This window comes from Cellulomonas hominis (assembly GCF_005239125.1).
GTDB lineage: Bacteria > Actinomycetota > Actinomycetes > Actinomycetales > Cellulomonadaceae > Cellulomonas > Cellulomonas hominis_A.
Genome location: NZ_SZYE01000043.1, coordinates 1 through 23586, shown reverse-complemented (window position 1 = coordinate 23586; position 23586 = coordinate 1). Strand labels below are relative to the sequence as shown.

Annotated in this window: 17 protein-coding genes; 10 read left to right on the top strand and 7 right to left on the bottom strand. The window is 75.3% G+C overall.

Annotated features, from left to right (window positions below):
• On the top strand, positions 1-225 hold a 225-nt coding region (locus FA014_RS19915), incomplete at its 5' end, for a hypothetical protein (RefSeq protein WP_195969198.1).
• A 124-nt stretch (positions 226-349) separates the two neighbouring features.
• Here FA014_RS19915 and FA014_RS07750 read toward each other — a convergent pair.
• Positions 350-559, bottom strand: coding sequence for a hypothetical protein (locus tag FA014_RS07750; RefSeq protein ID WP_154729113.1), 210 nt, complete (start codon positions 557-559; stop codon positions 350-352).
• A gap of 296 nt (positions 560-855) precedes the next feature.
• On the opposite strand from FA014_RS07750, the gene glgX reads away from it, so the two are divergent.
• Genes glgX through treZ form a run of 3 tightly spaced genes read left to right on the top strand, consistent with a single transcriptional unit; the run spans position 856 to position 7480 of the window.
• Positions 856-3105 carry a glycogen debranching protein GlgX gene (glgX, locus tag FA014_RS07745; protein ID WP_154729112.1) on the top strand — a complete coding sequence of 750 codons (2250 nt, stop codon included), beginning with the start codon at positions 856-858 and terminating at the stop codon, positions 3103-3105.
• Entirely contained in the window at positions 3102-5633 is a 2532-nt protein-coding gene (gene treY, locus FA014_RS07740; protein WP_154729111.1) for a malto-oligosyltrehalose synthase, read from the top strand. Before glgX ends, treY begins: the two co-directional genes overlap by 4 nt.
• Positions 5630-7480, top strand: a complete 1851-nt coding sequence (gene treZ, locus FA014_RS07735; RefSeq protein WP_230322959.1) for a malto-oligosyltrehalose trehalohydrolase — start codon at positions 5630-5632, stop codon at positions 7478-7480. The genes treY and treZ overlap by 4 nt, the downstream gene beginning before the upstream one ends.
• Before the next feature lie 47 nt (positions 7481-7527).
• Here the strand turns inward: treZ and zapE are convergent, their stop codons facing one another.
• The gene (gene zapE, locus FA014_RS07730) at positions 7528-8616 is read right to left on the bottom strand and encodes a cell division protein ZapE (protein WP_154729110.1); all 1089 of its coding nucleotides are present in this window, start codon (positions 8614-8616) and stop codon (positions 7528-7530) included.
• Here zapE and FA014_RS07725 point away from each other — a divergent pair.
• Positions 8615-9406 carry a dihydrofolate reductase family protein gene (locus FA014_RS07725; protein WP_154729109.1) on the top strand — a complete coding sequence of 264 codons (792 nt, stop codon included), beginning with the start codon at positions 8615-8617 and terminating at the stop codon, positions 9404-9406. The genes zapE and FA014_RS07725 overlap by 2 nt on opposite strands.
• Before the next feature lie 29 nt (positions 9407-9435).
• A complete protein-coding gene (locus FA014_RS07720; protein WP_154729108.1) occupies positions 9436-9921 on the top strand; it encodes a hypothetical protein in 486 nt (161 codons plus the stop codon).
• Positions 9922-9985: 64 nt separating this feature from the next.
• On the opposite strand, the gene FA014_RS07715 is transcribed toward FA014_RS07720, so the two are convergent.
• Together FA014_RS07715 and gndA are read right to left on the bottom strand one after the other, a co-directional pair.
• The gene (locus tag FA014_RS07715) at positions 9986-11257 is read right to left on the bottom strand and encodes a carboxylate--amine ligase (RefSeq protein WP_328288182.1); all 1272 of its coding nucleotides are present in this window, start codon (positions 11255-11257) and stop codon (positions 9986-9988) included.
• The gene (gndA, locus tag FA014_RS07710) at positions 11254-12693 is read right to left on the bottom strand and encodes an NADP-dependent phosphogluconate dehydrogenase (protein ID WP_154729107.1); all 1440 of its coding nucleotides are present in this window, start codon (positions 12691-12693) and stop codon (positions 11254-11256) included. Before gndA ends, FA014_RS07715 begins: the two co-directional genes overlap by 4 nt.
• 111 nt (positions 12694-12804) lie before the next feature.
• Between gndA and FA014_RS07705 the strand changes: the two genes are divergently transcribed.
• From FA014_RS07705 to FA014_RS07690, 4 genes are all read left to right on the top strand, one after another.
• Entirely contained in the window at positions 12805-13386 is a 582-nt protein-coding gene (locus FA014_RS07705; protein WP_154729106.1) for a DUF3000 domain-containing protein, read from the top strand.
• A gap of 157 nt (positions 13387-13543) precedes the next feature.
• On the top strand, positions 13544-14119 hold the full coding sequence (locus FA014_RS20940; protein ID WP_268865885.1) for a helix-turn-helix transcriptional regulator: 576 nt from the start codon (positions 13544-13546) through the stop codon (positions 14117-14119).
• A 74-nt stretch (positions 14120-14193) separates the two neighbouring features.
• Positions 14194-15510, top strand: a complete 1317-nt coding sequence (locus FA014_RS07695) for an HRDC domain-containing protein (RefSeq protein WP_154729105.1) — start codon at positions 14194-14196, stop codon at positions 15508-15510.
• 271 nt (positions 15511-15781) lie between these two features.
• Complete coding sequence (locus tag FA014_RS07690) at positions 15782-18025, top strand: 3-hydroxyacyl-CoA dehydrogenase NAD-binding domain-containing protein (RefSeq protein ID WP_154729104.1); 2244 nt, start codon at positions 15782-15784, stop codon at positions 18023-18025.
• A 4-nt stretch (positions 18026-18029) separates the two neighbouring features.
• Here FA014_RS07690 and pflA read toward each other — a convergent pair whose 3' ends face one another.
• From pflA to dxs, 3 genes are all read right to left on the bottom strand, one after another.
• On the bottom strand, positions 18030-18917 hold the full coding sequence (pflA, locus tag FA014_RS07685) for a pyruvate formate-lyase-activating protein (protein ID WP_154729103.1): 888 nt from the start codon (positions 18915-18917) through the stop codon (positions 18030-18032).
• Between the two features lie 105 nt (positions 18918-19022).
• Complete coding sequence (pflB, locus tag FA014_RS07680; RefSeq protein ID WP_154729102.1) at positions 19023-21290, bottom strand: formate C-acetyltransferase; 2268 nt, start codon at positions 21288-21290, stop codon at positions 19023-19025.
• Between the two features lie 163 nt (positions 21291-21453).
• On the bottom strand, positions 21454-23337 hold the full coding sequence (gene dxs, locus FA014_RS07675; RefSeq protein ID WP_154729101.1) for a 1-deoxy-D-xylulose-5-phosphate synthase: 1884 nt from the start codon (positions 23335-23337) through the stop codon (positions 21454-21456).
• Between the last annotated feature and the right edge of the window lie 249 nt (positions 23338-23586).

The window sequence follows — 23586 nt, the reverse complement described above, 5'->3', positions numbered from 1 at the left end:
GCCGGGCTCGGCGCCGCGCTGGGCGGGCGGCGGCTCGCGGAGCTGGTCGACGCGGGCGCCGACGACGACCTCGGCGCCGCCGTCGACCGCCTGACCGCGCCACCCGCCCCCGGCCACCCCCCGGACCCCGCACCCGCCGCCCCCGCACCCGCACCCGCACCCGCACCCGCACCCGCCGAGACTGCACGAGATGCGGGGTTCCGGGTCCGCGAACCCCGCATCTAGTGCACGTTCGGCGGGCAGTGCACGTTCGGCGGGCAGTGCGCGCTCGGGGGGATCGGTGCGCGCTGGGGGGCGGTGCGGGCTGGGGGCGGCAGGTGGCGCTGCGGGTTCGGCAGGGCGGGGCGGGTCAGCCCTGGTCGGCGCGGAGGGCTCCCGTCGCCCGGAACGTGTCCGCGATCTGCTGCGCCTGGGCGGACACCAGCCGCCGGTAGAGGTCGTACGCCTCGTCGACCCGGGCGGGCAGGTCCCCGCGGGTGCGGGCGAGCTGCCAGTCCCGCTTCGCCGCCGCGATGTCCGCGTTGGTGATCACCACCCGCGCGTCGTCCTGTTCCGCCATGACCCTGAGCATGGGTCCGATTTGCCCGTTATGCGATAGTCCGACGGGGTGAACGGGGCGTCTGCCCCGGGTGAACTCCCCGGCCAGGCCGCCCGTTCGGCCCAGCGCGGGGCCCGCCGGCGGCCACCCGCCCGGCCCGCGGCGGCCCGCCACGCGGCACCCCACCCGCCCCGCAGCGCCCCGGCGGCACCCCGCGGCGTCCGTTCGTCCTGCGCACCTGGGGGGTCCCCTGGCACGCTGTGCCCAGGAGCGGTGTCCCGCCGCCCGCCCCACCTGCCCCCGGAGGACTGACGCGCATGAGGATCTGGCCCGGACGCCCCTACCCGCTCGGCGCGACCTACGACGGCAGCGGCACGAACTTCGCGCTGTACTCGGGGGTCGCCGAGCGGGTGGAGCTCTGCCTGTTCGACGAGGCGGGGAACGAGACGCGGGTGGACCTGCCGGAGGTCGACGCGTTCGTGTGGCACGGCTACGTCCCCGCGCTCCAGCCCGGCCAGCGGTACGGGTTCCGGGTGCACGGCCCGTACGACCCCGCGCAGGGCCACCGGTGCGACCCGTCGAAGCTGCTGCTCGACCCGTACGCGAAGGCGATCGACGGGCAGATCGACAACGACCCGTCGCTGTACTCGTACACGTTCGGCGCCGAGGACGAGCGGAACACCGAGGACTCCGCGGGCCACACCATGACCTCGGTCGTGGTGAACCCGTACTTCGACTGGGGCCACGACCGGCCGCCGCAGCACGAGTACCACGACTCCGTCATCTACGAGGCGCACGTCAAGGGCCTGACGCAGCTGCACCCGGCCGTCCCGGAGGAGATGCGCGGCACCTACTCGGCGCTCGCCCACCCCGCGGTCATCGAGCACCTCACGAGCCTCGGCGTCACCGCCGTCGAGCTCATGCCGGTGCACCAGTTCGTGAACGACCCGTCCCTGCAGGACCGCGGGCTGTCGAACTACTGGGGCTACAACACCATCGGCTTCTTCGCGCCGCACAACGCCTACGCGGCCTTCGGCAGCACGGGCCAGCAGGTGCAGGAGTTCAAGGCGATGGTCAAGGCGCTGCACGCCGCCGACATCGAGGTCATCCTCGACGTGGTCTACAACCACACCGCCGAGGGCAACCACCTGGGCCCGACGCTGTCGTTCCGCGGCATCGACAACGCGTCCTACTACCGCCTGGTCGACGAGGACCAGGCGCACTACTTCGACACCACCGGCACCGGGAACTCGCTGCTCATGCGGTCCCCGCACGTGCTGCAGCTGATCATGGACTCGCTGCGCTACTGGGTGCAGGACATGCACGTCGACGGGTTCCGGTTCGACCTGGCGGCGACGCTGGCCCGCCAGTTCCACGAGGTCGACCGGCTCAGCGCGTTCTTCGACATCGTGCAGCAGGACCCGATCATCTCCCAGGTCAAGCTCATCGCGGAGCCGTGGGACCTCGGCGACGGCGGCTACCAGGTCGGCGGGTTCCCGCCCCTGTGGTCGGAGTGGAACGGGCAGTACCGGGACACGGTGCGCGACTTCTGGCGCGGAGAGCCGTCGACGCTGGCGGAGTTCGCGAGCCGGCTGTCCGGGTCCTCCGACCTGTACGAGCACACCGGGCGCCGCCCGATCGCGAGCGTGAACTTCGTCACCGCGCACGACGGGTTCACGCTGGCCGACCTCACCGCGTACAACGAGAAGCACAACGAGGCGAACGGCGAGGACAACCGGGACGGCGAGAGCCACAACCGGTCGTGGAACTGCGGGGTCGAGGGCCCGACGGACGACCCGGAGGTCCTGGACCTGCGCGGCCGGCAGCGCCGGAACTTCCTCACCACGCTGCTGCTGTCCCAGGGCGTGCCGATGATCCTGCACGGCGACGAGATGGGCCGGACCCAGCAGGGCAACAACAACGTGTACTGCCAGGACGACGAGCTGTCCTGGCAGAACTGGGAGCTCGACGAGTACGACACCGAGCTGCTCGAGTACGCCCGCCGGGTCGTGCACCTGCGCAAGGACCACCCGGTGTTCCGTCGTCGGCGGTTCTTCGCCGGCGCGCCGGAGCGGGGCGGCGAGTCCGACCTGCGCGACATCGCGTGGATGTCCCCCGCGGGCACCCACATGTCGGACGCGCAGTGGCAGGAGGAGTTCGCGCGCGCCGTCATGGTCTTCCTCAACGGCGACGCCATCGCCGAGCCCGACCTGCGCGGCGAGGAGATCGTCGACGACTCGTTCCTCGTGCTGTTCAACGCCCAGCCGGAGCCGGCGTCGTTCACGCTGCCCAGCGCGGAGTACGGCGAGACCTGGACCGTCGTGCTGGACAGCGACCACCAGCTCGCCCCGGGCGACGAGATCGCGCACTCCAGCACGGTCGAGATCGCCCACCGGTCGACCGTGGTGCTGTCCCGGCCCCCGATCCAGCAGGTCGACCCGGTCACCCAGGCGCCGGCGGTGACGTCGCTGCCGTCCGGCGCGGAGCCGCCGGCCCCGTCGGGCCTGCCGGGCACCGGCGCGCCCGCGGCCGCCGACGCGTCCGCCCGGCCGAAGCGCGGCGCGTGACCGTCGACCGCGGGACCGAGCCCCGCACCCCCACCCGCCGGCTGCCCCAGCCGGGGCGCCCGGTGCCGACCTCCACCTACCGGCTCCAGCTCGGGGCCGACCTCACCCTGGACGACGCCGCGGACCTGGTGCCGTACCTCGCGGACCTCGGGGTGACGCACGTGTACCTGTCACCGGTCCTCACCGCGGCGCCGGGCTCGACGCACGGCTACGACGTCGTCGACCACGACGAGGTGTCGCCGGTGCTCGGCGGCGAGCCCGCCCTGCGCCGGCTCGCCGACCGGGCGCACGCCGCCGGGCTCGGCCTGGTGCTCGACATCGTGCCGAACCACATGGCCGTGCCCACCCCCGCGTGGCACAACAAGGCCCTGTGGTCCGTGCTGGCCGAGGGCCCCGCGTCGCCGTACGCGTCCTGGTTCGACGTCGACTGGTCCGCGGGCGAGGGCGACGTGCTGATGCCGGTGCTGGGCGACCGGATCGGCGCCGTGCTGGCCTCCGGCGAGATCCGCCTGGAGCACGAGGTCGTCCCGGGCCAGGGGGACGAGCCGCAGCCGGTGCTCCGGTACTACGACCACACCTTCCCGGTCCGCCCCGGGACCGAGGCGCTGCCGCTGGCGGAGCTGCTGGAGCGGCAGCACTACCGGCTGGCGTACTGGCGGGTCGCCGACGAGGAGCTGAACTACCGGCGGTTCTTCGACGTCGGCACGCTCGCCGCGATCCGCGTCGAGGACCCGGCCGTGTTCGACGCGACGCACGCCCTGGTGCTGCGCCTGCTGGACGAGGGCGTGCTCGACGGCCTGCGGATCGACCACCCGGACGGCCTGGCCGACCCGGGGGGCTACCTGGAGCGGCTGCGCGAGCGCTCCGGCGGCGCGTGGGTCGTGGTCGAGAAGATCCTGCAGGGCGACGAGGAGCTGCCCGCCGACTGGGACACCGCCGGCACCACCGGGTACGAGGCGCTGTGGCGGATCCAGCAGGCGTTCGTGGACCCCGGCGGCGGCGCCCGGCTCGGTGCGCTGATGCACCGGCTGACCGGCGAGGCCTCCGACGCCCTGCCCGAGGTGGTCGACACCGCCAAGCGGGAGATCGTCGACCGCGCGCTGTACGCCGAGGTGTACCGGCTGACCGAGCTCGCCGCCGAGGTGTGCCGCGGCGACCTGCGGCTGCGGGACCACACCTGGCGCTCGCTGCACGACTGCCTGGTGGAGCTGCTGGTCGCGATGGACCGGTACCGCGCCTACGTCGTGCCGGGCCGCACCCCGCACCCGGCCGACGTGGAGGTGCTGGAGCAGGCGGCCCGGGCGGCGCGCTCGCGGCTGTCCCCCGAGCGCGCGGCGACGATGGACGTGCTGGTCGACCTGCTGCTCGGCCGCGAGGTCGGCAGCGCGGGCCGCACCCGGGAGCCGCAGCGCGACGAGCTGGTCGTGCGGTTCCAGCAGACCTGCGGCGCGGTGATGGCCAAGGGCGTGGAGGACACCGCGTTCTACCGGTGGACCCACCTGGTGTCGCTCACCGAGGTCGGCGGCGAGCCGGAGCGGTTCGCCCTGTCCCCCACCGAGCTGCTGGCCTGGGCGGTCCGCGCCCAGCAGCAGACGCCGCTCGGCATGACCACGCTGTCGACGCACGACACCAAGCGCAGCGAGGACGTCCGGGCGCGGCTCGGCGTGCTGTCCGAGCTGCCGGTGGAGTGGGCCGAGCTGGTCGGGCGGCTGCGGGAGGCCACCGCCGCGTACCGGAGCACCCTGCTCGACGGTCGCGCGGAGAACCTGCTGTGGCAGACCCTGGCGGGCACGTGGACGGCCGACGGCCCGATCGCCGTCGAGCGGCTCACCGAGTACCTCACCAAGGCCGTGCGGGAGGCGAAGGACCGGACGTCGTGGACCAGTCCGGACGAGGCCTACGAGCGCGCGGTGCTCGACGTCGCCGCCCAGGCGCTGGCCGACGAGCGGGTCGCCGGGCTGCTCACGGGGTGGGAGCACCGGACCCGCGACGCCGTGCGGGCCGCCCTGCTGGGCCAGAAGCTCGTGCAGCTCACGCTGCCGGGCGTCGCCGACGTCTACCAGGGCACCGAGGTGCCCGCCGTCGCGCTGGTCGACCCGGACAACCGCCGGCCGGTGGACCACGCGGCGATCGCGGCGCGGCTCGCCCGGCTCGACGAGGGTGCCGGCACCCGCGACCTGGCGGACGAGAAGCTGCTGGTCACCTCGCGCGCGCTCCGGCTGCGCCGGGACCTGCCCGAGGCGTTCACCGGCCCGGGCGCGGGGATCACGCCGCTGCCGCACTCGACCGGCCACGTCCTCACCTACGCGCGCACCGCCGACGGCGAGCCCCGGGTCGCGGTGGTCGCCACCCGGCTCGCCGCGATGGTCGACCGGCTCGGGGGCTGGGGCGAACACACCGTCGCCCTGCCCGAGGGCGACTGGCACGACGTGCTCGTGGACCGCCCCGTCGAGGGCGGCGTGCGCCCGCTGTCCGACCTGCTCGACCGGCTGCCGGTCGCCCTGCTCGTGAGGAGGACCGACGCGTGACCGAGACCCGCGCCGCCCGTGACGTCCGGCCCGGCGACGTGTGGGCGCCGCGCGCGACGACCGTCGCGCTGCACCTGCCCGCGGCCGACGACGCCGGGGCCGAGACCGTCCCGCTCACCGCCGCCGGCGACGGCTGGTGGACGGGCGACCGGGACCTGCCGCACGGCACCGACTACGCCTTCGTGCTCGACGGCGGCGACCCCCGCCCGGACCCGCGCGGCCCGTGGGCCCCCGCCGGCGTGCACGGCCCGAGCCGCGTGTTCGACGCCTCCCGGCACGCGTGGTCCGACGACGGCTGGGCCGGGCGCGACGTGCGCGGCGCGGTCGTCTACGAGCTGCACGTCGGCACGTTCACGCCGGAGGGCACCCTGGACGCCGCCGTCGCGCACCTCGACCACCTCGTCTCCACCGGCGTGGAGGTCGTCGAGCTGCTGCCGGTCGCGCCCTTCAACGGGGAGCGCGGCTGGGGCTACGACGGCGTCAGCCTGTACGGCGTGCACGAGCCGTACGGCGGCCCCGCCGCCCTGCAGCGGTTCGTCGACGCCGCGCACGCCGCCGGCCTGGCCGTCTGCCTGGACGTCGTGCACAACCACCTGGGGCCGTCGGGCAACTACCTGGGCGAGTTCGGGCCGTACTTCACCGACGCGCACCACACCCCGTGGGGCGCGGCGATCAACCTCGACGGGCCGGACGCGGGCGAGGTGCGCCGCTGGATCGTGGACAGCGCGCTCCGCTGGCTCCGGGACTTCCACGTGGACGCCCTGCGGCTCGACGCGGTGCACGCGCTGGTGGACGACTCGCCGCGGCACGTCCTGGCGCAGCTGTCCGACGAGGTGGCGGCGCTGTCCGCCGAGCTGCGCCGGCCGCTGTCGCTGATCGCCGAGGTCGACCTGAACGACCCGGTGTCCGTCACCCCGACGGCCGAGGGCGGCTGGGGCATGACGGCGCAGTGGGCGGACGACGTGCACCACGCGCTGCACGCCCTGCTCACCGGCGAGCGGCACGGGTACTACGTCGACTTCGGCGACCCGGAGACGCTGCGCAAGGCGTACCGCGACGTGTTCGTGCACGACGGCGGGTACTCGACCTTCCGCGGCGAGGACTGGGGCCGGCCCGTTCCGCCGGAGGTCGACGGGCACCGGTTCGTCGTGTTCGGCTCCGACCACGACCAGGTCGGCAACCGCGCGCTCGGCGACCGGCCGTCCGCGGTGCTCGACGACGGCGCGCTGGCCGCGTCGGCCGCGCTCGTGCTGCTCTCGCCGTTCACCCCGATGCTGTTCATGGGCGAGGAGTGGGGCGCCCGGACGCCGTGGATGTACGTCACCGACCACCCGGAGCCCGAGCTCGCGCAGGCGGTGCGCGAGGGCCGGTCCCGGGAGTTCGGCGGGCACGGCTGGGCGGAGATGTACGGGGCGGACGAGGAGTCGTTCGAGGTCCCGGACCCGCAGGCCGGCGCGACGTTCGAGGCCGGCCGGCTCGACTGGGACGAGCCGACGCTGCCCGGCGGGGAGCGGATGCTGGACTGGTACCGGGAGCTGGCGCGGCTGCGCCGGGAGGTGCCGGACCTGGCGTCGGGCGACCGGTCGCGCACGGACCTGACGTGGGCCGGGGGCGCCGGGACGGCCGAGCCCGTCGACGGCGCGTGGGCCGACTGGCTCGTGCTGCACCGCGGCGACGCCCGCGTCGTGGTCAACCTCGGCGACGCCGAGCGCACCGTCCCGCTCGCCTCCGACCGCGACCTGCGCGTGCTCGCGTCGTGGGCCACGGCCCGCCTGGTCCCGGCCGCGGACGGCACCGGCCCCCGGCTGATCCTGGGCCCGCGCTCGGTGGCGGTCCTGGCCCCCTGACCCCGGGCCCCGGCTGCCGGCCGGGCCGGGTCGCACCCGCCCGGTCGTCAGCCGCGGGTCGCGGCCTCCTGGCGGCCGCGCTCGGCCAGCGCTCCCAGCCGGGACAGCGCCCGGTAGTACTTCTTCCGGTACCCGCCGGCCAGCATCTGCTCGCCGAACAGCACGGACTCCCCCGCGCCGCCGAGCAGCACCGGGACGTCGCGGTCGTACAGGCGGTCCACCAGCGACACCAGCCGCAGCGCGACGTCCTGGTCGGGCACGGGCCCGACGCCGGTCAGCCCGACGAGCTCGACCCCGTCCAGCAGCGCGCCGTACCGCGAGGCGTGCACGGTCGACAGGTGCGCGAGCAGGTCGCCGAAGTCGTCGAGCGTGGCGCCGGCGACCCGCTCGGCGGCGGCGCGCACCGCCGCGTCGTCGAGCCCCGGGGCGTCGGTCACCGCCTCCCGGCGGCGGTAGTCCTGGCCGTCGATCCGCAGCACCTCGAACCGGTCGGACAGGTCCTGGATCTCGCGCAGGAAGTCGTCGGCGGCGAACCGGCCCTCGCCGAGCGACTCCGGCAGCGTGTTGGAGGTGGCCGCGAGCGCGACCCCGCGGTCGGTGAGCTCGCGCAGCAGCCGGGACATCAGCACGGTGTCGCCCGGGTCGTCGAGCTCGAACTCGTCGATGCACACGAGCCGGCGGGTCGCGAGCGCGTCGACGGTCGGCCGGAAGCCGAGCGCCCCGACCAGGTTCGTCCACTCCACGAACGTGCCGTACGCGGCGGCGTCCGGGCCGACCGCCGCGGCCAGCGACGCGAGCAGGTGGGTCTTGCCGACGCCGAACCCGCCGTCCAGGTACACCGCCGGCACCGCGGCCGGCTTGCGGCGCAGCCACCGCAGCGGGCCGCCGGAACCGCCCCCGCCGGTCAGCGCCGCCGCCACCTCGCGCAGCCGGGCGACCGCGGCCGCCTGGCTCGGGTACTCCGGATCGGGCCGGTAGGTGTCGAAGGACTCGCCGGCGAAGTGCGGCGGCGGGACGCGCTCCGCGAGCAGGCGGTCGCGGCCGACGTCGGGGCGCCGGGCGGTCAGGCTCGCCGTCGTCGGCGTGGCGGGGCTGGGGCTCACGGCCGGACAGCCTACGGCTAGCCTGGCGCGCATGCCCCGCGAGCTCCCGCCCCTGGACGTGCTGCTGCCCCTGGACCGCGCCGGCGCGCGCCTCGACCCGGAGCCCGGGGAGCCCGCCCTGCACGACCTGTACGCGCACCCCGCGCCGCGCCCGGGGCGCCGCGCCGCCGTGCGGGCGAACATGATCGCCACGGTCGACGGCTCCGCCCAGGGGCCGGACGGCCGGTCGCGCAGCATCAACGGACCCGCCGACTGGCGCGTGTTCCGGGTCATGCGCGCGGTCGCCGACGTGGTCCTGGTCGGCGCCGGGACCGCCCGCGCCGAGGGCTACACGCCGCTGCCGGTGCCGGCCGACCTGCGGGAGGCGCGCGCCGCCCGCGGCCAGTCCCCCGACCTCGAGCTGGCCCTGGTCACCGGGTCGGGCGAGCTGCCGGCGGGCCTGCGCGGCACCGCCCGCCCGCCGTACGTCCTCACCGTCGCGGCCAACCCCCGGCTGGCCGGGCTGCGCGCCGAGCTGGGCGAGGACCGGGTGCTGGTGGCCGGTGACCAGGAGGTCGACCTCGACGCCGCCCTGGACGCCCTCGCCGCCCGCGGGCTGACCCGGGTGCTCGCCGAGGGCGGCCCGCGGCTGCTCACGGACCTCGTCGCGGCCGGACTGGTGGACGAGCTGTGCCTCACCACCAGCCCGCTGCTCGTCGCCGGGCCGGGCCTGCGCGCGGTGCAGGGACCCGAGTGGCTCGACCCGCAGCCCGCCCGCCCGGCGCACCTGCTGCACCACGACGGGATGCTGCTCGGGCGCTGGGTCCTCGGCACGGGCGGGTGAGCAGCGCCGACGCCCGCTAGGGTCGATCCGTGACCGACACGATCCTGGTCCTCACGGAGGACACCCTCGCCGCCGCCGACGTCGCGCACATCGCCTCGCTGCACGACGGGGAGACGCTGCAGTACCGCGTGCTCGTCCCCGCCGACACCGAGCGCAACGTGCTCGTGTCCCTCGTCGACCAGCTCAGCCTGGGCGAGCTCCGCGAGGCGCTCGACACGGTGCTGGGCCGCGAGCCCGAGCCGACCGAGGCGACGGCGGACGCCGCCGAGCAGCTGGCCGACAGCCTCGCCGCGTTCGCGGCCGCCGGCATCAGCGCGACCGGCACGGTCGTGGACGACGACCCGCTGCCCGCGCTGCGCGCCGCCGTGGCGTCGGAGGGCGCCCGCGAGGTGGTCGTCGTGACCTACCCGCACGCGCTCGAGGACACGTTCCACCGCGACTGGGCGTCCCGCGCCCGCGAGGACCTGCAGGTGCCGGTGCTGCACCTGTACTCGGGGACGTCCGAGCTCGGCTGAGGCCCCACACGCCGACGGCCGGCACCCCCACGGGGGTGCCGGCCGTCCGCCGTCGTGCGCGGCGTCAGAACCCCGTGCTGGTCGGCTCCGGGTAGTACCGGCGGAACTTGCGCACCTGGTTCAGGCCCGCGGCGAGCACGTACCAGCGCCGCTTGACCCCGGCGTCGCGGCGGTAACGCAGCGGGTGCGCCACCCGCCCGGCCCGGATCAGGGCGCGCACCTTGCCGGCCAGCGCCGGGTCCAGGACGTACCGCAGCAGCAGCCGGTGCGGCAGGATCGAGTACAGCACCTCGGTGTCGACCACGACCGGCTCGACCGCCCGGTCCAGCACCCGGTCCTCGACCAGGAACCGCGCGACGTTCGCGCCGGCGGCCGTCACGTAGTAGTTGTTGCGCCCGATCCGGGGGTTCACCTCGAAGAACCGGAACGACCCGTCGCGGGGGTCGACCTTCACGTCGAAGTTCGCGAACCCGACGTAGCCCACGCCGCGCAGGAACGCCGCCGCCTGGTCGAGCATCCCCTGCTCCCGGGTGACGACCATCGCGGCCGGGTTGCCCAGGCCGGACGGCGTGTGCTCCTCGAGCAGCACGTGCGCGGAGGCCAGCAGCGTGATCGAGCCGCGGGAGTCCACGTACGCCGTGATGGACCGCATCCGGGTGTCGTCGCCCGGCACGAGCTCCTGGACGACGAACCGCCCCCGGTAGCCCGCGCCGCGCAGCGAGGCCCACAGGGCGTCGAGCTCGTCGGGAGAGCCGATCTCGAAGACCTTCTTCTTCCCCGGGAACTCGACCTCCTGGTAGTCGGCGCTGCTGGCCGCCTTGGCGATCAGCGGGTAGCCGACGTCCACCGGGACCGGCGCCCAGGCCGGGTCGTCCGCGAGCGCGAAGTCCTGCACGATCGTCCGCGGCACCGCCAGGCCGAGGTCGGTCGCGATCTCGGCGAACGTCGCCTTGTCCGACAGCCGGTCCATCAGCTCCTCGTCGAGGAACGGCACCACGTAGTGCGGCTCGAGCTCGGCGCGGTGCTGCACGACGACCCGGACCAGCCAGTCCGAGTTCGCCAGCAGCACCAGCCGCTTCCCGGCCTGCTCGCGGGCCACCTCCAGCACGGCGTCGACCAGCTGGCGCGGGTCGTGCCCGTCCGGGACGAGCCGGTTGTGCACGATCCGCGAGTCGGCGACCGGCCCGAGGGCCGCCCCGCTGACCACGATCGACCGGACCCCGTACGCCTCGTGGAAGGCGCGCGCCAGGGCGTACACGCCGATGTCGGCGCCGAGCATGACGGGCTGCAGGTCGCGCAGCCCCTCGGTGCCCGGCGCCGGCGTCGCGGCGCTCACGCCTCGTGCTCGGCGCGGTCGCCGGACCACTCGGTGTGGAAGGTGCCGTCCTTGTCGACGCGCTTGTAGGTGTGCGCGCCGAAGAAGTCGCGCTGCGCCTGGATCAGCGCCGCCGGCAGCCGCTCGGCCCGCACCCCGTCGTAGTACGACAGCGACGAGGAGAACGCCGGGGTCGGCACGCCGGCCAGCGCGGCCTGGGCCACGACCCGGCGCCACGCGGCGACGCCGTTGCCGACCGCGCCGGTGAAGTACTCGTCGGCGAGCAGCAGCGGCAGGTCGGCGTCGCGCTCGTACGCCTCGGTGATCCGGTTGAGGAACCGGGCGCGGATGATGCAGCCACCGCGCCAGATGCGGGCCATGGCGCCGCGGTCGATGTCCCAGCCGTTCTCGGCGGAGGCCGCGGCGATCTGGTCGAAGCCCTGCGAGTACGCCACCACCTTCGACGCGTACAGCGCCAGGCGCACGTCCTCGATGAACGCGTCCCGGTCGGTGATCTCGAAGCTGCCGGCGTGCGCGGGCAGCGTGCCGCGGGCGGCGGTGCGCTGCGGGACGGAGCCGGACAGCGCGCGGGCGAACGTGGCCTCCGCGATGCCGGTGATCGGCACGCCCAGGTCCAGGCCGTTCTGCACGGTCCAGCGGCCGGTGCCCTTCTGCTCCGCCTGGTCCAGCACGACGTCCACGAACGCCGACCCGGTCTCGGCGTCGACCTGGGAGAGCACCTCGGCGGTGATCTCGATGAGGAAGGACTCGAGGTCGCCCTCGTTCCAGGTGCGGAAGATGTCGGCGATCTCCGCGGCGGACGCGCCCAGGCCCTGCTTCAGCAGGTCGTACGCCTCGGCGATCAGCTGCATGTCGGCGTACTCGATGCCGTTGTGCACCATCTTGACGAAGTGGCCGGCGCCGTCGGGGCCGACGTAGGTGCAGCACGGGGTGCCGTCGACCTTCGCGGAGATGTCCTCCAGGATCGGGCCGAGCACCGCGTAGGACTCGCGCGAGCCGCCGGGCATGATCGACGGGCCGTTCAGCGCGCCCTCCTCGCCGCCCGAGACGCCGGTGCCCACGAAGTGCAGGCCCTTCTCGCGCAGCGCGGCCTCGCGGCGGCGGGTGTCCGGGAAGTGCGCGTTGCCCGCGTCGATCACGATGTCGCCCTCGTCGAGCAGCGGCACCAGCTCCTCGATCACCGCGTCGGTCGCGGCACCGGCCTTGACCATGATGATCACCTTGCGCGGCCGCTCCAGCGACGCCACGAACTCCTCGGTCGTGACCGACGGCACGAACGTGCCCTCGTCGCCGTGGTCGGCGATCAGCGAGTCGGTCTTCGCCTGCGAGCGGTTGTGCACCGCGACGGTGTAGCCGTGCCGGGCCAGGTTGCGGGCGAGGTTCCGGCCCATCACGGCCAGGCCGGTGACGCCGATCTGTGCGGCGGGTGCAGACATGCGCGGGTGCTCCTTCGAAGCGGTGCCAGGGCAGGTTCACCCTAGTCCGGGGCGTGGTCGCCCGGCGTGCCGCGACCACCGGTCGAGAGGGTCGCCCCTACGCTCGGCGCTGTGAGCACCGGCCCCCGCGACGCGCCACCGGAGTTCCTGCGCGCCCTGCGGTCGCTGCGGGGCGTGACGCTGCGACCCGAGGTGTCCCTCGAGGAGGCGCCCGGCCCCGCGCGGATCGCCCCGTACACCGCCGCCCTCGTCGCCGACGTGCGCAGCACCCGCCGCGACCCCGACGCCGAGGAGCTCGCCTCCGGCCGGTTCGTCGTGCTGCACGACCCCGCCGGCCAGGAGGCCTGGGACGGGGCCTTCCGGCTCGTGACGCTCGTGCGCGCGACGCTCGAGCCCGAGGTCGGCCAGGACCCGCTGCTCGCCGAAGTCGCGTGGAGCTGGTTCTCCGACGCCCTCGCCTCCGCCGGGGTCGACGCCCGCGCGGCCGGCGGGACCGTCACCCGCGTGCTGTCCCAGTCGTTCGGCGCCCTGGACGAGCGCCCGGAGCTCTGCGAGCTGGAGCTGCGCGCCTCCTGGACGGCCCGCGACGAGGACCTGGCCCCGCACCTGCGCGCGTGGGGCACCCTGCTGTGCACGGTCGCCGGGCTGCCGCCCCTGCCCGACGGCGTCGTCGCCCTGGGGCCGCGGCACTGACCGCGGGGGTCCCGCGCGGAGGCCGGGCACCGGCCGGGCGCGACCGCCCGTGACAACCGGGTCACGAGCGGGTCACGATGTCACCCGTTCTGCTCAAGACACCGGGACGACGGGTCGATAGAGGGGGCAAGTGTTGGACCGTCAAGGGGGCACCGCAGTGAGCATCGAGCCGATTCGACGAGGCACCGGTCTGGCGCCGGGCGTCCCGGGCACCCGGGTGGGCGCGGTCGCCACGCAGGCGCGCCGCCCCGGTTCGCAGGGCGCGGGCACCGGCACCGACCCGCGCCGCCGCCCCCTCGGCCAGATGTGCGTCGTGGTCACCGAGCTCGGCGAGGGCGAGGGCCAGACCCTCGTGCGCAACCTGCGCCGCCGCGGCTCCGGCCGCGTCATCCTGCTCGCCCGCCGTGCCGGGCGCCGCGACCTGGTCGGCCTGCTGACCGGCGGCCTCCGCGGGGCCGTCGCCACCGAGCCGAACGCGACCGTCGGCCCGCCCGGATCCGCCCCCGGCGCCGTGCCGTCGCCGTTCGCACGCACCCGCCCCGACCTGACCTCCCGCGAGCTGAGCGTGCTGCGCCTGGTCGCCGACGGGTTCAGCAACCGCGCCATCGGCGACGAGCTCGGGCTCTCCGCGCTGACCGTCAAGAGCCACCTCGCGCGGATCTCGCGCAAGCTCGGCACCGGCGACCGCGCCGCCCTGGTCGCCATCTCCATCCGCACCGGCCTGCTCGCCTGAGCCACCGGGCCGTGCCGGACGCCGCGCCTGCGCGCCGGGACGGACGCGGCGCCCCGACGGCCTACGGTTGTCCCATGCAGTCAGTCCCGCACCCGGCCGGTACCCCGGCCGAGGAGACGAGCGCCCCGGCCGGCGCCGACCACGAGCAGCCCGCCGACGCGACGGAGCCCGCCGCGCCGCCCGCCGTCGTCCCCCTGACCGAGCCCGCCGAGGGCGTGCCCGCCGTCGTCGACACCCCCGAGGCGTTCGCCCGGGTGGTCGAGGCGTTCGGCGCGGGCACCGGCCCGGTGGCCGTCGACGCCGAGCGCGCGTCCGGCTACCGCTACGGCCAGCACAACTACCTGGTGCAGGTGCGCCGCGAGGGCGCCGGGACCGCGCTCATCGACCCCGTGGCCGTGCCCGACCTGTCCCCGCTGTCCGACGCCCTGGTCGGCGTCGAGTGGGTGCTGCACGCCGCGTCGCAGGACCTCGGCGCCCTCGCCGAGCAGGGCATGCGCCCCTCGCGCGTCTTCGACACCGAGCTCGGCGCCCGGCTGCTGGGCCTGGAGCGCGTGGGCCTCGCCGCCGTCGTCGCCGAGCTGCTGGGCCTCGGCCTGGCCAAGGAGCACTCCGCGGTCGACTGGTCCACCCGCCCGCTGCCCGAGCAGTGGCTCCGGTACGCCGCGCTCGACGTCGAGGTGCTGGTCGAGCTGCGCGAGGTCCTCGCCGAGCGGCTGGCCCTCGCCGGCAAGGCCCAGTGGGCCGCCGAGGAGTTCGAGGCCGTGCGCCTCGCCCCGCCGCCCGCGCCCCGGGTCGAGCCGTGGCGCCGGGTGTCCGGCGTGCACGCGATCCGCGACCCGCGCCGCCTCGCCGTCGTGCGCTCGCTGTGGGAGACCCGCGACGAGAACGCCCGGCAGCGGGACATCTCCCCCGGCCGCGTCCTGCCCGACGCCGCGATCGTCGCCGCCGCCCAGGCGCTCCCCCGCTCCGTGCCGCAGCTCGTCGCCCTGCCGCAGTTCTCGGGCAAGGGCACCCGGCGGCGCGCCGCGCTCTGGCAGCGCGCGATCGACACCGGCCTGCAGCTCCCCGAGGACCAGCTGCCCAGCAGCCGCGGGCCGCGCACCGACGCCCCGCCGCCGCCCCGGGCCTGGGCCGACCGCGACCCCGCGGCCGCCGCCCGGCTCACCGCCGCGCGCGCCGTCGTGGCCGAGCTGTCCGAGGCGCACACCGTGCCGGCCGAGAACCTGCTGCAGCCGGACCTGCTGCGCCGGGTGTGCTGGACCCCGCCGGTCCCGGCCGACGAGCAGCACCTCGCGGAGCGGCTGGCCGCCGGCGGCGCGCGGCCGTGGCAGATCGGGCTGCTCGCCCCGCGCCTGGCGGAGGCGTTCGCCGCGGTGGCGACCCCGGCCTGACGGACCGCCGCGGCGTGCACCACGGCCCGCGCGCGCCCGCGTGCCGCGCCGAGTGGGCAACCGACACGTCGAGCGAGTACCCGCCGACTACTCGCTCGACGTGTCGCGTACTCGCTCGACGATCAGGTCCGCGCGCCGCGCGACGCCGCCGGCCCCCGGGCTGACCTGCGGGGCCGCGGCGCGCCGTCGCGCGGGCGCCGCGACAGCGCGCACCGGCGCGGCTAGGGTCGCGGTGTTCCGACCGGACACCGTCGTCCCCAGGGAGTGCTGCATGCGCCACGCCGCCACCGAGCCGTCCCCGTCGTCCGCCCCGCGCGACCCCGCAACGCCCGGGGCCCACGCGTCCGCGCCCGGGGCCCACGCGTCCGCGCCCGACGCTCCCGCCCCCGGCGGGCTGCCCGCCGAGGCCGACGACCACGTCCTGCGCGTCACCGCCCGGGACGTCGACCTGCCGGACGGCGCGGGCGTGCTCGCCCTGCTCACGCTCACCGCGGCGGACGAGCGCCGGCCCACCACGCTCGGCCCGCGCGGCCTGGCGGTGCTGCGCGCCGCCCTGGACGCGGTGCGCACCCGGGCCGAGGCCGGCGAGATCGCCGCCGTGGCCGTCACCGGCCGCCCCGGCTGCTTCGTCGCCGGGGCCGACCTGTCCGTCGCGCGGCGCCTCGACGGCCTGGACCAGACCCGTGCGCTCGCCGAGGCCGGGCACGCCGCGCTCCGCCCGCTGGGCGAGCTGCCGGTGCCGACGTTCGCCTGGCTCACCGGGCACGCGCTGGGCGGCGGCCTCGAGCTCGCGCTGCACTGCGACCACCGGGTCGCGGCCGCCGGGATCCGCTCGATCGGGCTGCCCGAGGCGTCGCTGGGCATCGTGCCGGGCTGGGGCGGGTCGTGGCTGCTCCCCCGCCTCGTCGGCCTGCCCGCCGCGGTCGACCTCGCCGTGCTGCGCCCGCTCGCGAGCAACCGGCTGACCACGGCCGAGCAGGCCCTCGAGGTCGGACTGGTCGACGCCGTCCTGCCGGTCGACGGCTTCGAGCAGTCGGCCCTCGCGTGGACGGCCGGCGTGCTGCGCGCCGGCTCCCCCGACCGCCGCGCCGCCGGCGTCCCCCCGGTGCCGGAGGGCGACCCGGACCCGCTCGCCCGCGCCGCCACCACCCTCGACGCCCGCCTGCACGGCGCGGCCCCGGCCTACGCGCACGTCCTGGACCTGCTGGCCCGCGCGGGGTCCCGCGACCGGGAGGCCGGGTTCCGCGCCGAGGACGACGCCCTGTCCCGGCTGCTGGTCTCGGACGAGGCCCGCGCCGCCCTGTACGCCGCCGAGCTCACGGGCCGGGGCGCGCGCCGCGCCGCCCGCGCGGAGGCCGGATCGGAGGCCCCGCGCCAGGTCCGCCGGGTCGGGATCGTCGGCGCCGGCCTGATGGCCGCCCAGCTCGCCGTGCTGCTCGGCACGCGGCTCGACGTGCCCGTGGCCCTGCGGGAGATCGACGAGGAGCGCGCGGCTGCCGGCCGTGACCGCGTCCGCGACCTCGTCGAGGCGGCCGTCGGACGCGGCCGGCTCCCGGAGGACGCCGGGCGCGCGCTCCTCGACCGGGTCACCGTCGGCACGGACCTCGCCGACCTCGCGGACGCCGACCTGGTGATCGAGGCCGTCACCGAGGTGCTCGACGTCAAGCGCGCGGTGTTCGCCGAGGTGGAGGCCCTGGTCCGCCCGGACTGCGTGCTCGCCACGAACACGTCCGCGCTGTCGGTCACCGCGATGTCCCGGGGCCTCGCGCACCCGGAGCGCGTCGTCGGGCTGCACTTCTTCAACCCCGTGGCGCAGATGCCGCTGGTCGAGGTCGTGGCGACGGAGGCGTCGGACCCCGCGTCGCTCGCCACGGCGGTCGACGTCGCGCGGCGCGCGGGCAAGACCGTCGTCCGCACGACCGACCGCCCGGGCTTCGTCGTCAACCGGGTGCTGCTGCGGATGCTCGCCGACGTGCTGGGGGCGGTCGAGGACGGCACCCCGGTCGAGGCCGCGGACGCCGCGCTGCGCCCCCTCGGCCTGCCGATGAGCCCGTTCGCCCTGCTGCAGCTCGTCGGCCTGCCGGTGGCCCGGCACGTGCTGGTGACGCTGCACGACGAGCTCGGCGACCGCTACCCGCTGTCCCCGGGCCTGGACGCGCTCGTCGAGGCGGGCCGCGCCGTCGCGCACCCGGGCCCCGCCGGTCTGCCGGTGGTCGACCCCGCGATCCAGGACGCGTTCGGGGCGCCCACCGCGGGCGGGACCCGCGCCGAGCAGGAGGCCGCCGTGCTCGACCGGGTCGCGCGCGGCCTGGCCGAGGAGATCGGCTCGCTGCTCGACGAGGGCGTGGTGCCGTCCGCTGACCAGGTCGACCTCGCGATGCTGCTCGGGGCCGGCTGGCCCGCGCACCTCGGCGGGATCTGCCCGTGGCTGGACCGCACCGGGTGGTCCGAGCGCGTGCTCGGGCGGCGGCTGCTGCCGCCCGGGGTGGCCGACGCCGGCGCGGCGGCCGCCTGACGGCTCAGAACACCGTCAGCCCGCGGTCCCGGAACTGCTGGCGCACCCGCGCGACGAGCTCCGGGCTCGGCGGCTGGGTGTCCTCCAGCTCGTACGCCATGCCGAGGCTCTGCCACTTGTCCCGCCCCATCTGGTGGAACGGCAGCACCTCGACCCGGCTGACGGTGGACAGCGTGGCGACGTAGTCGGCGACCGCGTCGACGTTCTCCGGGGCGTCCGTGAGCCCGGGCACCAGCACGAACCGGACCCAGATCTCCGTGCCGCTCGCGGCGACGCGGCGGCCGAAGTCGAGCGTCGGCTGCAGGTCCCGGCCGGTGGTCTTCTTGTACGTCTCGGGGATGCCCGACTTCACGTCGAGCAGCACCAGGTCGATGTCGGCGAGCATCGCGTCCGAGCAGTGCGCGCCGAGGTAGCCGGAGGTGTCGATCGCGGTGTGCACGCCGAGCTCCTTGGCCCCGCGCAGCACCCGGGCGACGAACGCCGGCTGCATGAGCGGCTCGCCGCCGGAGATCGTCAGGCCGCCGCCGGTGACCGCGAACACCGGGACGTACCGCTGGATCCGGCGCAGCAGCTCCTCGGCGAGCACCGGCTCGCCCCGGCGCATCTCCATCGTGTCGGGGTTGTGGCAGTAGAGGCAGCGCAGCGGGCAGCCGGCCAGGAACGTGGTGAGCCGGGTGCCGGGGCCGTCGACCGCGGTGACGAGCTCCCAGGAGTGCAGCGACCCGAGCTCGCCGGCCCGCATCTGCGCGAACTTCTCGCTGCGCTCGGCGTCGCTGACCGCGAGACCCGCGGTGCCTGCCGTCGAGCGCTCGTGCGAGCCGCCCGTGACGGGCAGGCCGAGCTCGATCACCGGGGCGCCGACCTCGCCGACGACGGTCTGGCTGCTGCTCATGGTCGCGACCTCCTCGCGGGGTCCTGCTGGTGGTGCGGGTGGTTCGGTGGCGGGCCGCCCGGCCCGGGGCTGCTCCCCCGGGCCGGGCGGTGACGCCGGGTGGCGTCAGATGCCGCCGTGGAACGTCCGGGACAGCACGTCGAGCTGCTGCTCGCGGGTCAGCCGCACGAAGTTCACGGCGTAGCCCGACACCCGGATGGTGAGCTGCGGGTACTTCTCGGGGTGCTCCATGGCGTCCTCGAGGGTGTCCCGGTTGAGGACGTTGACGTTCAGGTGGTAGCCGGAGGACACGTTGTACGCGTCCATGAGGCCCACCAGGTTCGCCACCTGCTCCTCCTTGGTGCGGCCGAGGCCCGAGGGCACGACCGTCGAGGTGAGCGAGATGCCGTCCATCGCCTCGGAGTACGGCAGCTTCGCGACCGACATCGCGGAGGCGAGCATGCCGTGGGAGTCGCGCCCGTTCATCGGGTTGGCGCCCGGGGCGAACGGCTCGCCGGCGCGGCGGCCGTCGGGGGTGTTGCCCGTGGCCTTGCCGTAGACGACGTTCGAGGTGATGGTCAGCACCGACTGGGTGTGCAGGGAGTTCCGGTAGGTCTTGTGCTGCCGGATCTTCTCCATGAACGCCTTGGTGATGCCCACGGCGATGTCGTCCGCGCGGTCGTCGTCGTTGCCGTACTTCGGGAAGTCGCCCTCGATCACGTAGTCGGTGACCAGGCCGTCCTCGTCGCGCACCGGCGTGACCTTGGCGTACTTGATGGCCGAGAGCGAGTCCGCCACCACCGACAGGCCGGCGATGCCGCAGGCCATGGTCCGCAGGATCTGGCGGTCGTGCAGCGCCATCTCGAGCCGCTCGTACGCGTACTTGTCGTGCATGTAGTGCACGCAGTTCAGCGCGTCGACGTAGGTCTCGGCCAGCCAGTCGAGCAGCTTGTCGTACTTCGCCGCCACGTCCTCGTAGTCGAGGACGTCGCCCTCGACCGGCGCGGACACCGGCGCGACCTGCTTGCCGGACACCTCGTCGCGTCCGCCGTTGATGGCGTACAGCAGGGCCTTGGCGATGTTCACCCGGGCGCCGAAGAACTGCATCTGCTTGCCGACCCGCATCGGGGACACGCAGCAGGCGATCGCCGCGTCGTCGCCCCAGGAGGTGCGGATGAGGTCGTCCGACTCGTACTGGATCGCGGACGTGTCGATGGACACCTGGGCGCAGAACTTCTTGAAGCCCTCCGGCAGGCGGTTGCTCCACAGCACGGTCAGGTTCGGCTCCGGGGCCGGGCCGACGTTGTACAGCGTCTGCAGGAACCGGAACGACGACTTGGTGACGAGCGGGCGCCCGTCCTCGCCGATGCCGCCGATCGACTCGGTGACCCAGGTCGGGTCGCCGGAGAACAGCTGGTCGTACTCCGGGGTCCGCAGGAACCGGACGATGCGCAGCTTGATGACGAAGTCGTCGATCAGCTCCTGCGCGAACTCCTCGGTGATCGCGCCCGACGCGAGGTCGCGCTGCAGGTACACGTCGAGGAACGTGGAGGTGCGGCCGAGCGACATGGCCGCGCCGTTCTGCTCCTTCACGGCGCCCAGGTAGGCGAAGTACAGCCACTGCACGGCCTCGCGGGCGGTGGTCGCCGGCTTCGAGATGTCGTAGCCGTAGGACGCGGCCATCTGCTTGAGCTCGACGAGCGCGCGGATCTGCTCCGCGTTCTCCTCGCGGTCGCGGATGACGTCCTCGACCGAGGGCTCCATGTCCATCTCGTGCCGCTCGAGGCGCTTGGCCTCGATCAGCGCGTCGACGCCGTACAGCGCCACGCGGCGGTAGTCGCCGATGATGCGGCCGCGGCCGTAGGCGTCCGGCAGGCCGGTGATGAGGTGCGACGAGCGCGCGGCGCGCACGTTCGGCGGGTACACGTCGAAGACGCCGTCGTTGTGCGTCTTGCGGTACGTGGTGAAGATCTTGGCGACCTGGGGGTCGACCTCGTAGCCGTAGGTCTCGAGGCTCTTCTCGACCATGCGCCACCCGCCGTTGGGGATCATGGCGCGCTTGAGCGGGGCGTCGGTCTGCAGGCCGACGATCAGCTCGTTGTCCTGGTCGATGTAGCCGGCCGGGTGCGAGACGATCGTCGACGGGGTGTGGTTGTCGATGTCGTAGACGCCCTTGGCCCGCTCGGCCGGGAACATCTCGCTGAGCTTCGCCCAGATCCCGGTCGTGCGCTCCGTGGGGCCGGCGAGGAAGTCGGCCTCGCCGGTGTACGGCGTGTAGTTGCGCTGGATGAAGTCGCGGACGTCGATCCCGTCACACCAGGGTCCGGTGACGAAACCGTCCCAGGCCGGCGCGGTGGCGTCGGTCCCGGTGGGGGTTGTTGCTGTGGTGGACATCTGAAGCTCCCTCGCTGAGTGCGTCGTACTCGTGACGCTATTCACGAGGTCATGGGATGTCTTGGGACCGAGGTCCCGCCCCCTCTCCGGGGCCCCCGGACGGGCGCGTGACGGTGCTCACGTCGGGGACCCAGGGCCCGGGAGCGGGCCCCCGGGACCCGCGTCAGGACGCCGCGCCGAGCGCCGCGAGCACGTCCCGCGCCACGTCCGGCGCGGTCAGCCGCAGCCCGGTCAGCAGCTCGTCCCGGCTGGCGTGCTCCAGGTACCGCCGCGGCACCCCGAACGCCTGCACGGGCGTCGTGATCCCGGCGTCGCGGGCGCGCAGCCCGACCGCCGAGCCGATGCCGCCCTCGCGCACGCCGTCCTCGAGCGTCACCGCGTGGTCGTGCTCCCCCACGAGCTTCACCAGCGCCGCCGGCACCGGCAGCACCCACCGCGGGTCGACGACCGTCACCCGCAGCCCGTGCTGCGCCAGCAGCTCGCCCAGCGCGAGGGCCGTGCGCGCCATCGCACCGACCCCGCACACCAGCACCGACCGCGCACCGTCCGGGCCGCCGTGCCGCGCCAGCACGTCCACGCCGTCCACGTCGTCGACCGCGGGCAGCGCCTCGGTCAGCGCCCCCTTCGGGTAGCGCACCACCGTCGGCGCGTCGTCCACGTCGACGGCGGCGCGCAGCGCCGCCCGCAGCGTCTCCTCGTCGCGGGGGGCCGCGAGCCGCAGCCCCGGGACCACGCCGAGCACCGCCAGGTCCCACACGCCGTTGTGCGAGGCGCCGTCGTCCCCGGTGAGCCCCGCGCGGTCGAGCACGAACGTCACGCCCGCGCGGTGCAGGCCCACGTCCATCAGCACCTGGTCGAACGCGCGGTTGAGGAACGTCGCGTACACCGCCACCACCGGGTGCAGCCCCGCGAACGCCATGCCCGCGGCCGTCGTCACGGCGTGCTGCTCCGCGATCCCGACGTCGAACGTCCGGCCCGGGAACGCCTCGGCGAACGGCGCGAGCCCCACCGGCTGCAGCATCGCGGCCGTGATCGCGACGACGTCGGGGCGGCGGCGGCCGATCCGCACGATCTCGTCGGCGAACACCCCCGTCCAGCCGAACCGCGACGGCGCGACCGGCAGCCCGGTCTCGGGGTGGATCTGCCCGACCGCGTGGAACCGGTCGGCGACGTCCTGCTCGGCCGGCGTGTAGCCCCGGCCCTTCTCCGTGATCACGTGCACGATGACCGGGCCGCCGAACGACCGCGCGCGGCGCAGCGCGAACTCCACGGCCGCCTCGTCGTGGCCGTCCACCGGGCCGACGTACTTGAGCCCCAGGTCCTCGAACATCCCCTGCGGGGCGACGACGTCCTTGATGCCCTTCTTGAGCCCGTGCAGCGCGTCGTACGCGATCCGCCCGGGCGGGCCGGACCGCTTCAGCGCCTGCTTGCCCCAGGACAGCACCGTCTCGTAGCCGCGGGTCGTGCGCAGCGCGTCCAGGTGCAGCGCGAGCCCGCCGATCGTCGGCGCGTACGACCTGCCGTTGTCGTTCACCACCACGACCAGCCGGCGGTCCGTGCCGTCGGCGATGTTGTTCAGCGCCTCCCAGGCCATGCCGCCGGTCAGCGCGCCGTCGCCGACCACCGCCACGACGTGCCGGTCGTCGCGGGCGGCCAGCGCGTTCGCCCGGGCGATGCCGTCGGCCCAGGACAGCGCCGTCGACGCGTGGGAGTTCTCCACCACGTCGTGCTCGGACTCCGCGCGGCTCGGGTAGCCGGACAGGCCGCCTCGCCGGCGCAGCCGGCCGAAGTCCTGCCGGCCCGTCAGCAGCTTGTGCACGTACGCCTGGTGGCCCGTGTCGAACACCAGCGTGTCGCGCGGCGACTCGAACACCCGGTGCAGCGCGATGGTCAGCTCGACGACGCCCAGGTTGGGGCCCAGGTGGCCGCCCGTGCGGGACACCTGGTCGACCAGGTAGCCGCGGATCTCGGCGGCCAGCGCCCGCACCTGCCCCGCGCTCAGCGCGCGCACGTCGGCCGGGGAGCCGATCCGGTCCAGCAGCCCCATGTCCCACCGCCCGTCACCGTCGTCCGCGCGGCCCGCGTCCGAGAAGACCCCACGATACGGCGCGGGGCCGCCGGGGTCGCGGGCGACGGGCCCGTGACCGGCGGCGACCCCGCGCCGGCAGGCGTCAGGACCGCACGTGCACCGCGACGTCCGCCTCGGCCTCGACCCGCACCGCGCCGTCGGCGCCGACCCGCACCGCGAGCGGCCGGCCCGCCAGGCGCAGCCCCTGCACGGCCACCGCGCCCAGCG

Bases quoted from the DNA above. Each gene is read 5' to 3' on its own strand.
- FA014_RS07725 (WP_154729109.1), top strand. From the start codon at position 8,615: ATGCCCCGCGAGCTCCCGCCCCTGGACGTGCTGCTGCCCCTGGACCGC.
- FA014_RS07690 (WP_154729104.1), top strand. From the start codon at position 15,782: ATGCGCCACGCCGCCACCGAGCCGTCCCCGTCGTCCGCCCCGCGCGAC.
- glgX (WP_154729112.1), top strand. From the start codon at position 856: ATGAGGATCTGGCCCGGACGCCCCTACCCGCTCGGCGCGACCTACGAC.
- FA014_RS07750 (WP_154729113.1), bottom strand. From the start codon at position 559: ATGGCGGAACAGGACGACGCGCGGGTGGTGATCACCAACGCGGACATC.
- zapE (WP_154729110.1), bottom strand. From the start codon at position 8,616: ATGCGCGCCAGGCTAGCCGTAGGCTGTCCGGCCGTGAGCCCCAGCCCC.
- pflA (WP_154729103.1), bottom strand. From the start codon at position 18,917: ATGAGCAGCAGCCAGACCGTCGTCGGCGAGGTCGGCGCCCCGGTGATC.
- pflB (WP_154729102.1), bottom strand. From the start codon at position 21,290: ATGTCCACCACAGCAACAACCCCCACCGGGACCGACGCCACCGCGCCG.
- gndA (WP_154729107.1), bottom strand. From the start codon at position 12,693: ATGTCTGCACCCGCCGCACAGATCGGCGTCACCGGCCTGGCCGTGATG.
- dxs (WP_154729101.1), bottom strand. From the start codon at position 23,337: ATGGGGCTGCTGGACCGGATCGGCTCCCCGGCCGACGTGCGCGCGCTG.
- FA014_RS07695 (WP_154729105.1), top strand. From the start codon at position 14,194: ATGCAGTCAGTCCCGCACCCGGCCGGTACCCCGGCCGAGGAGACGAGC.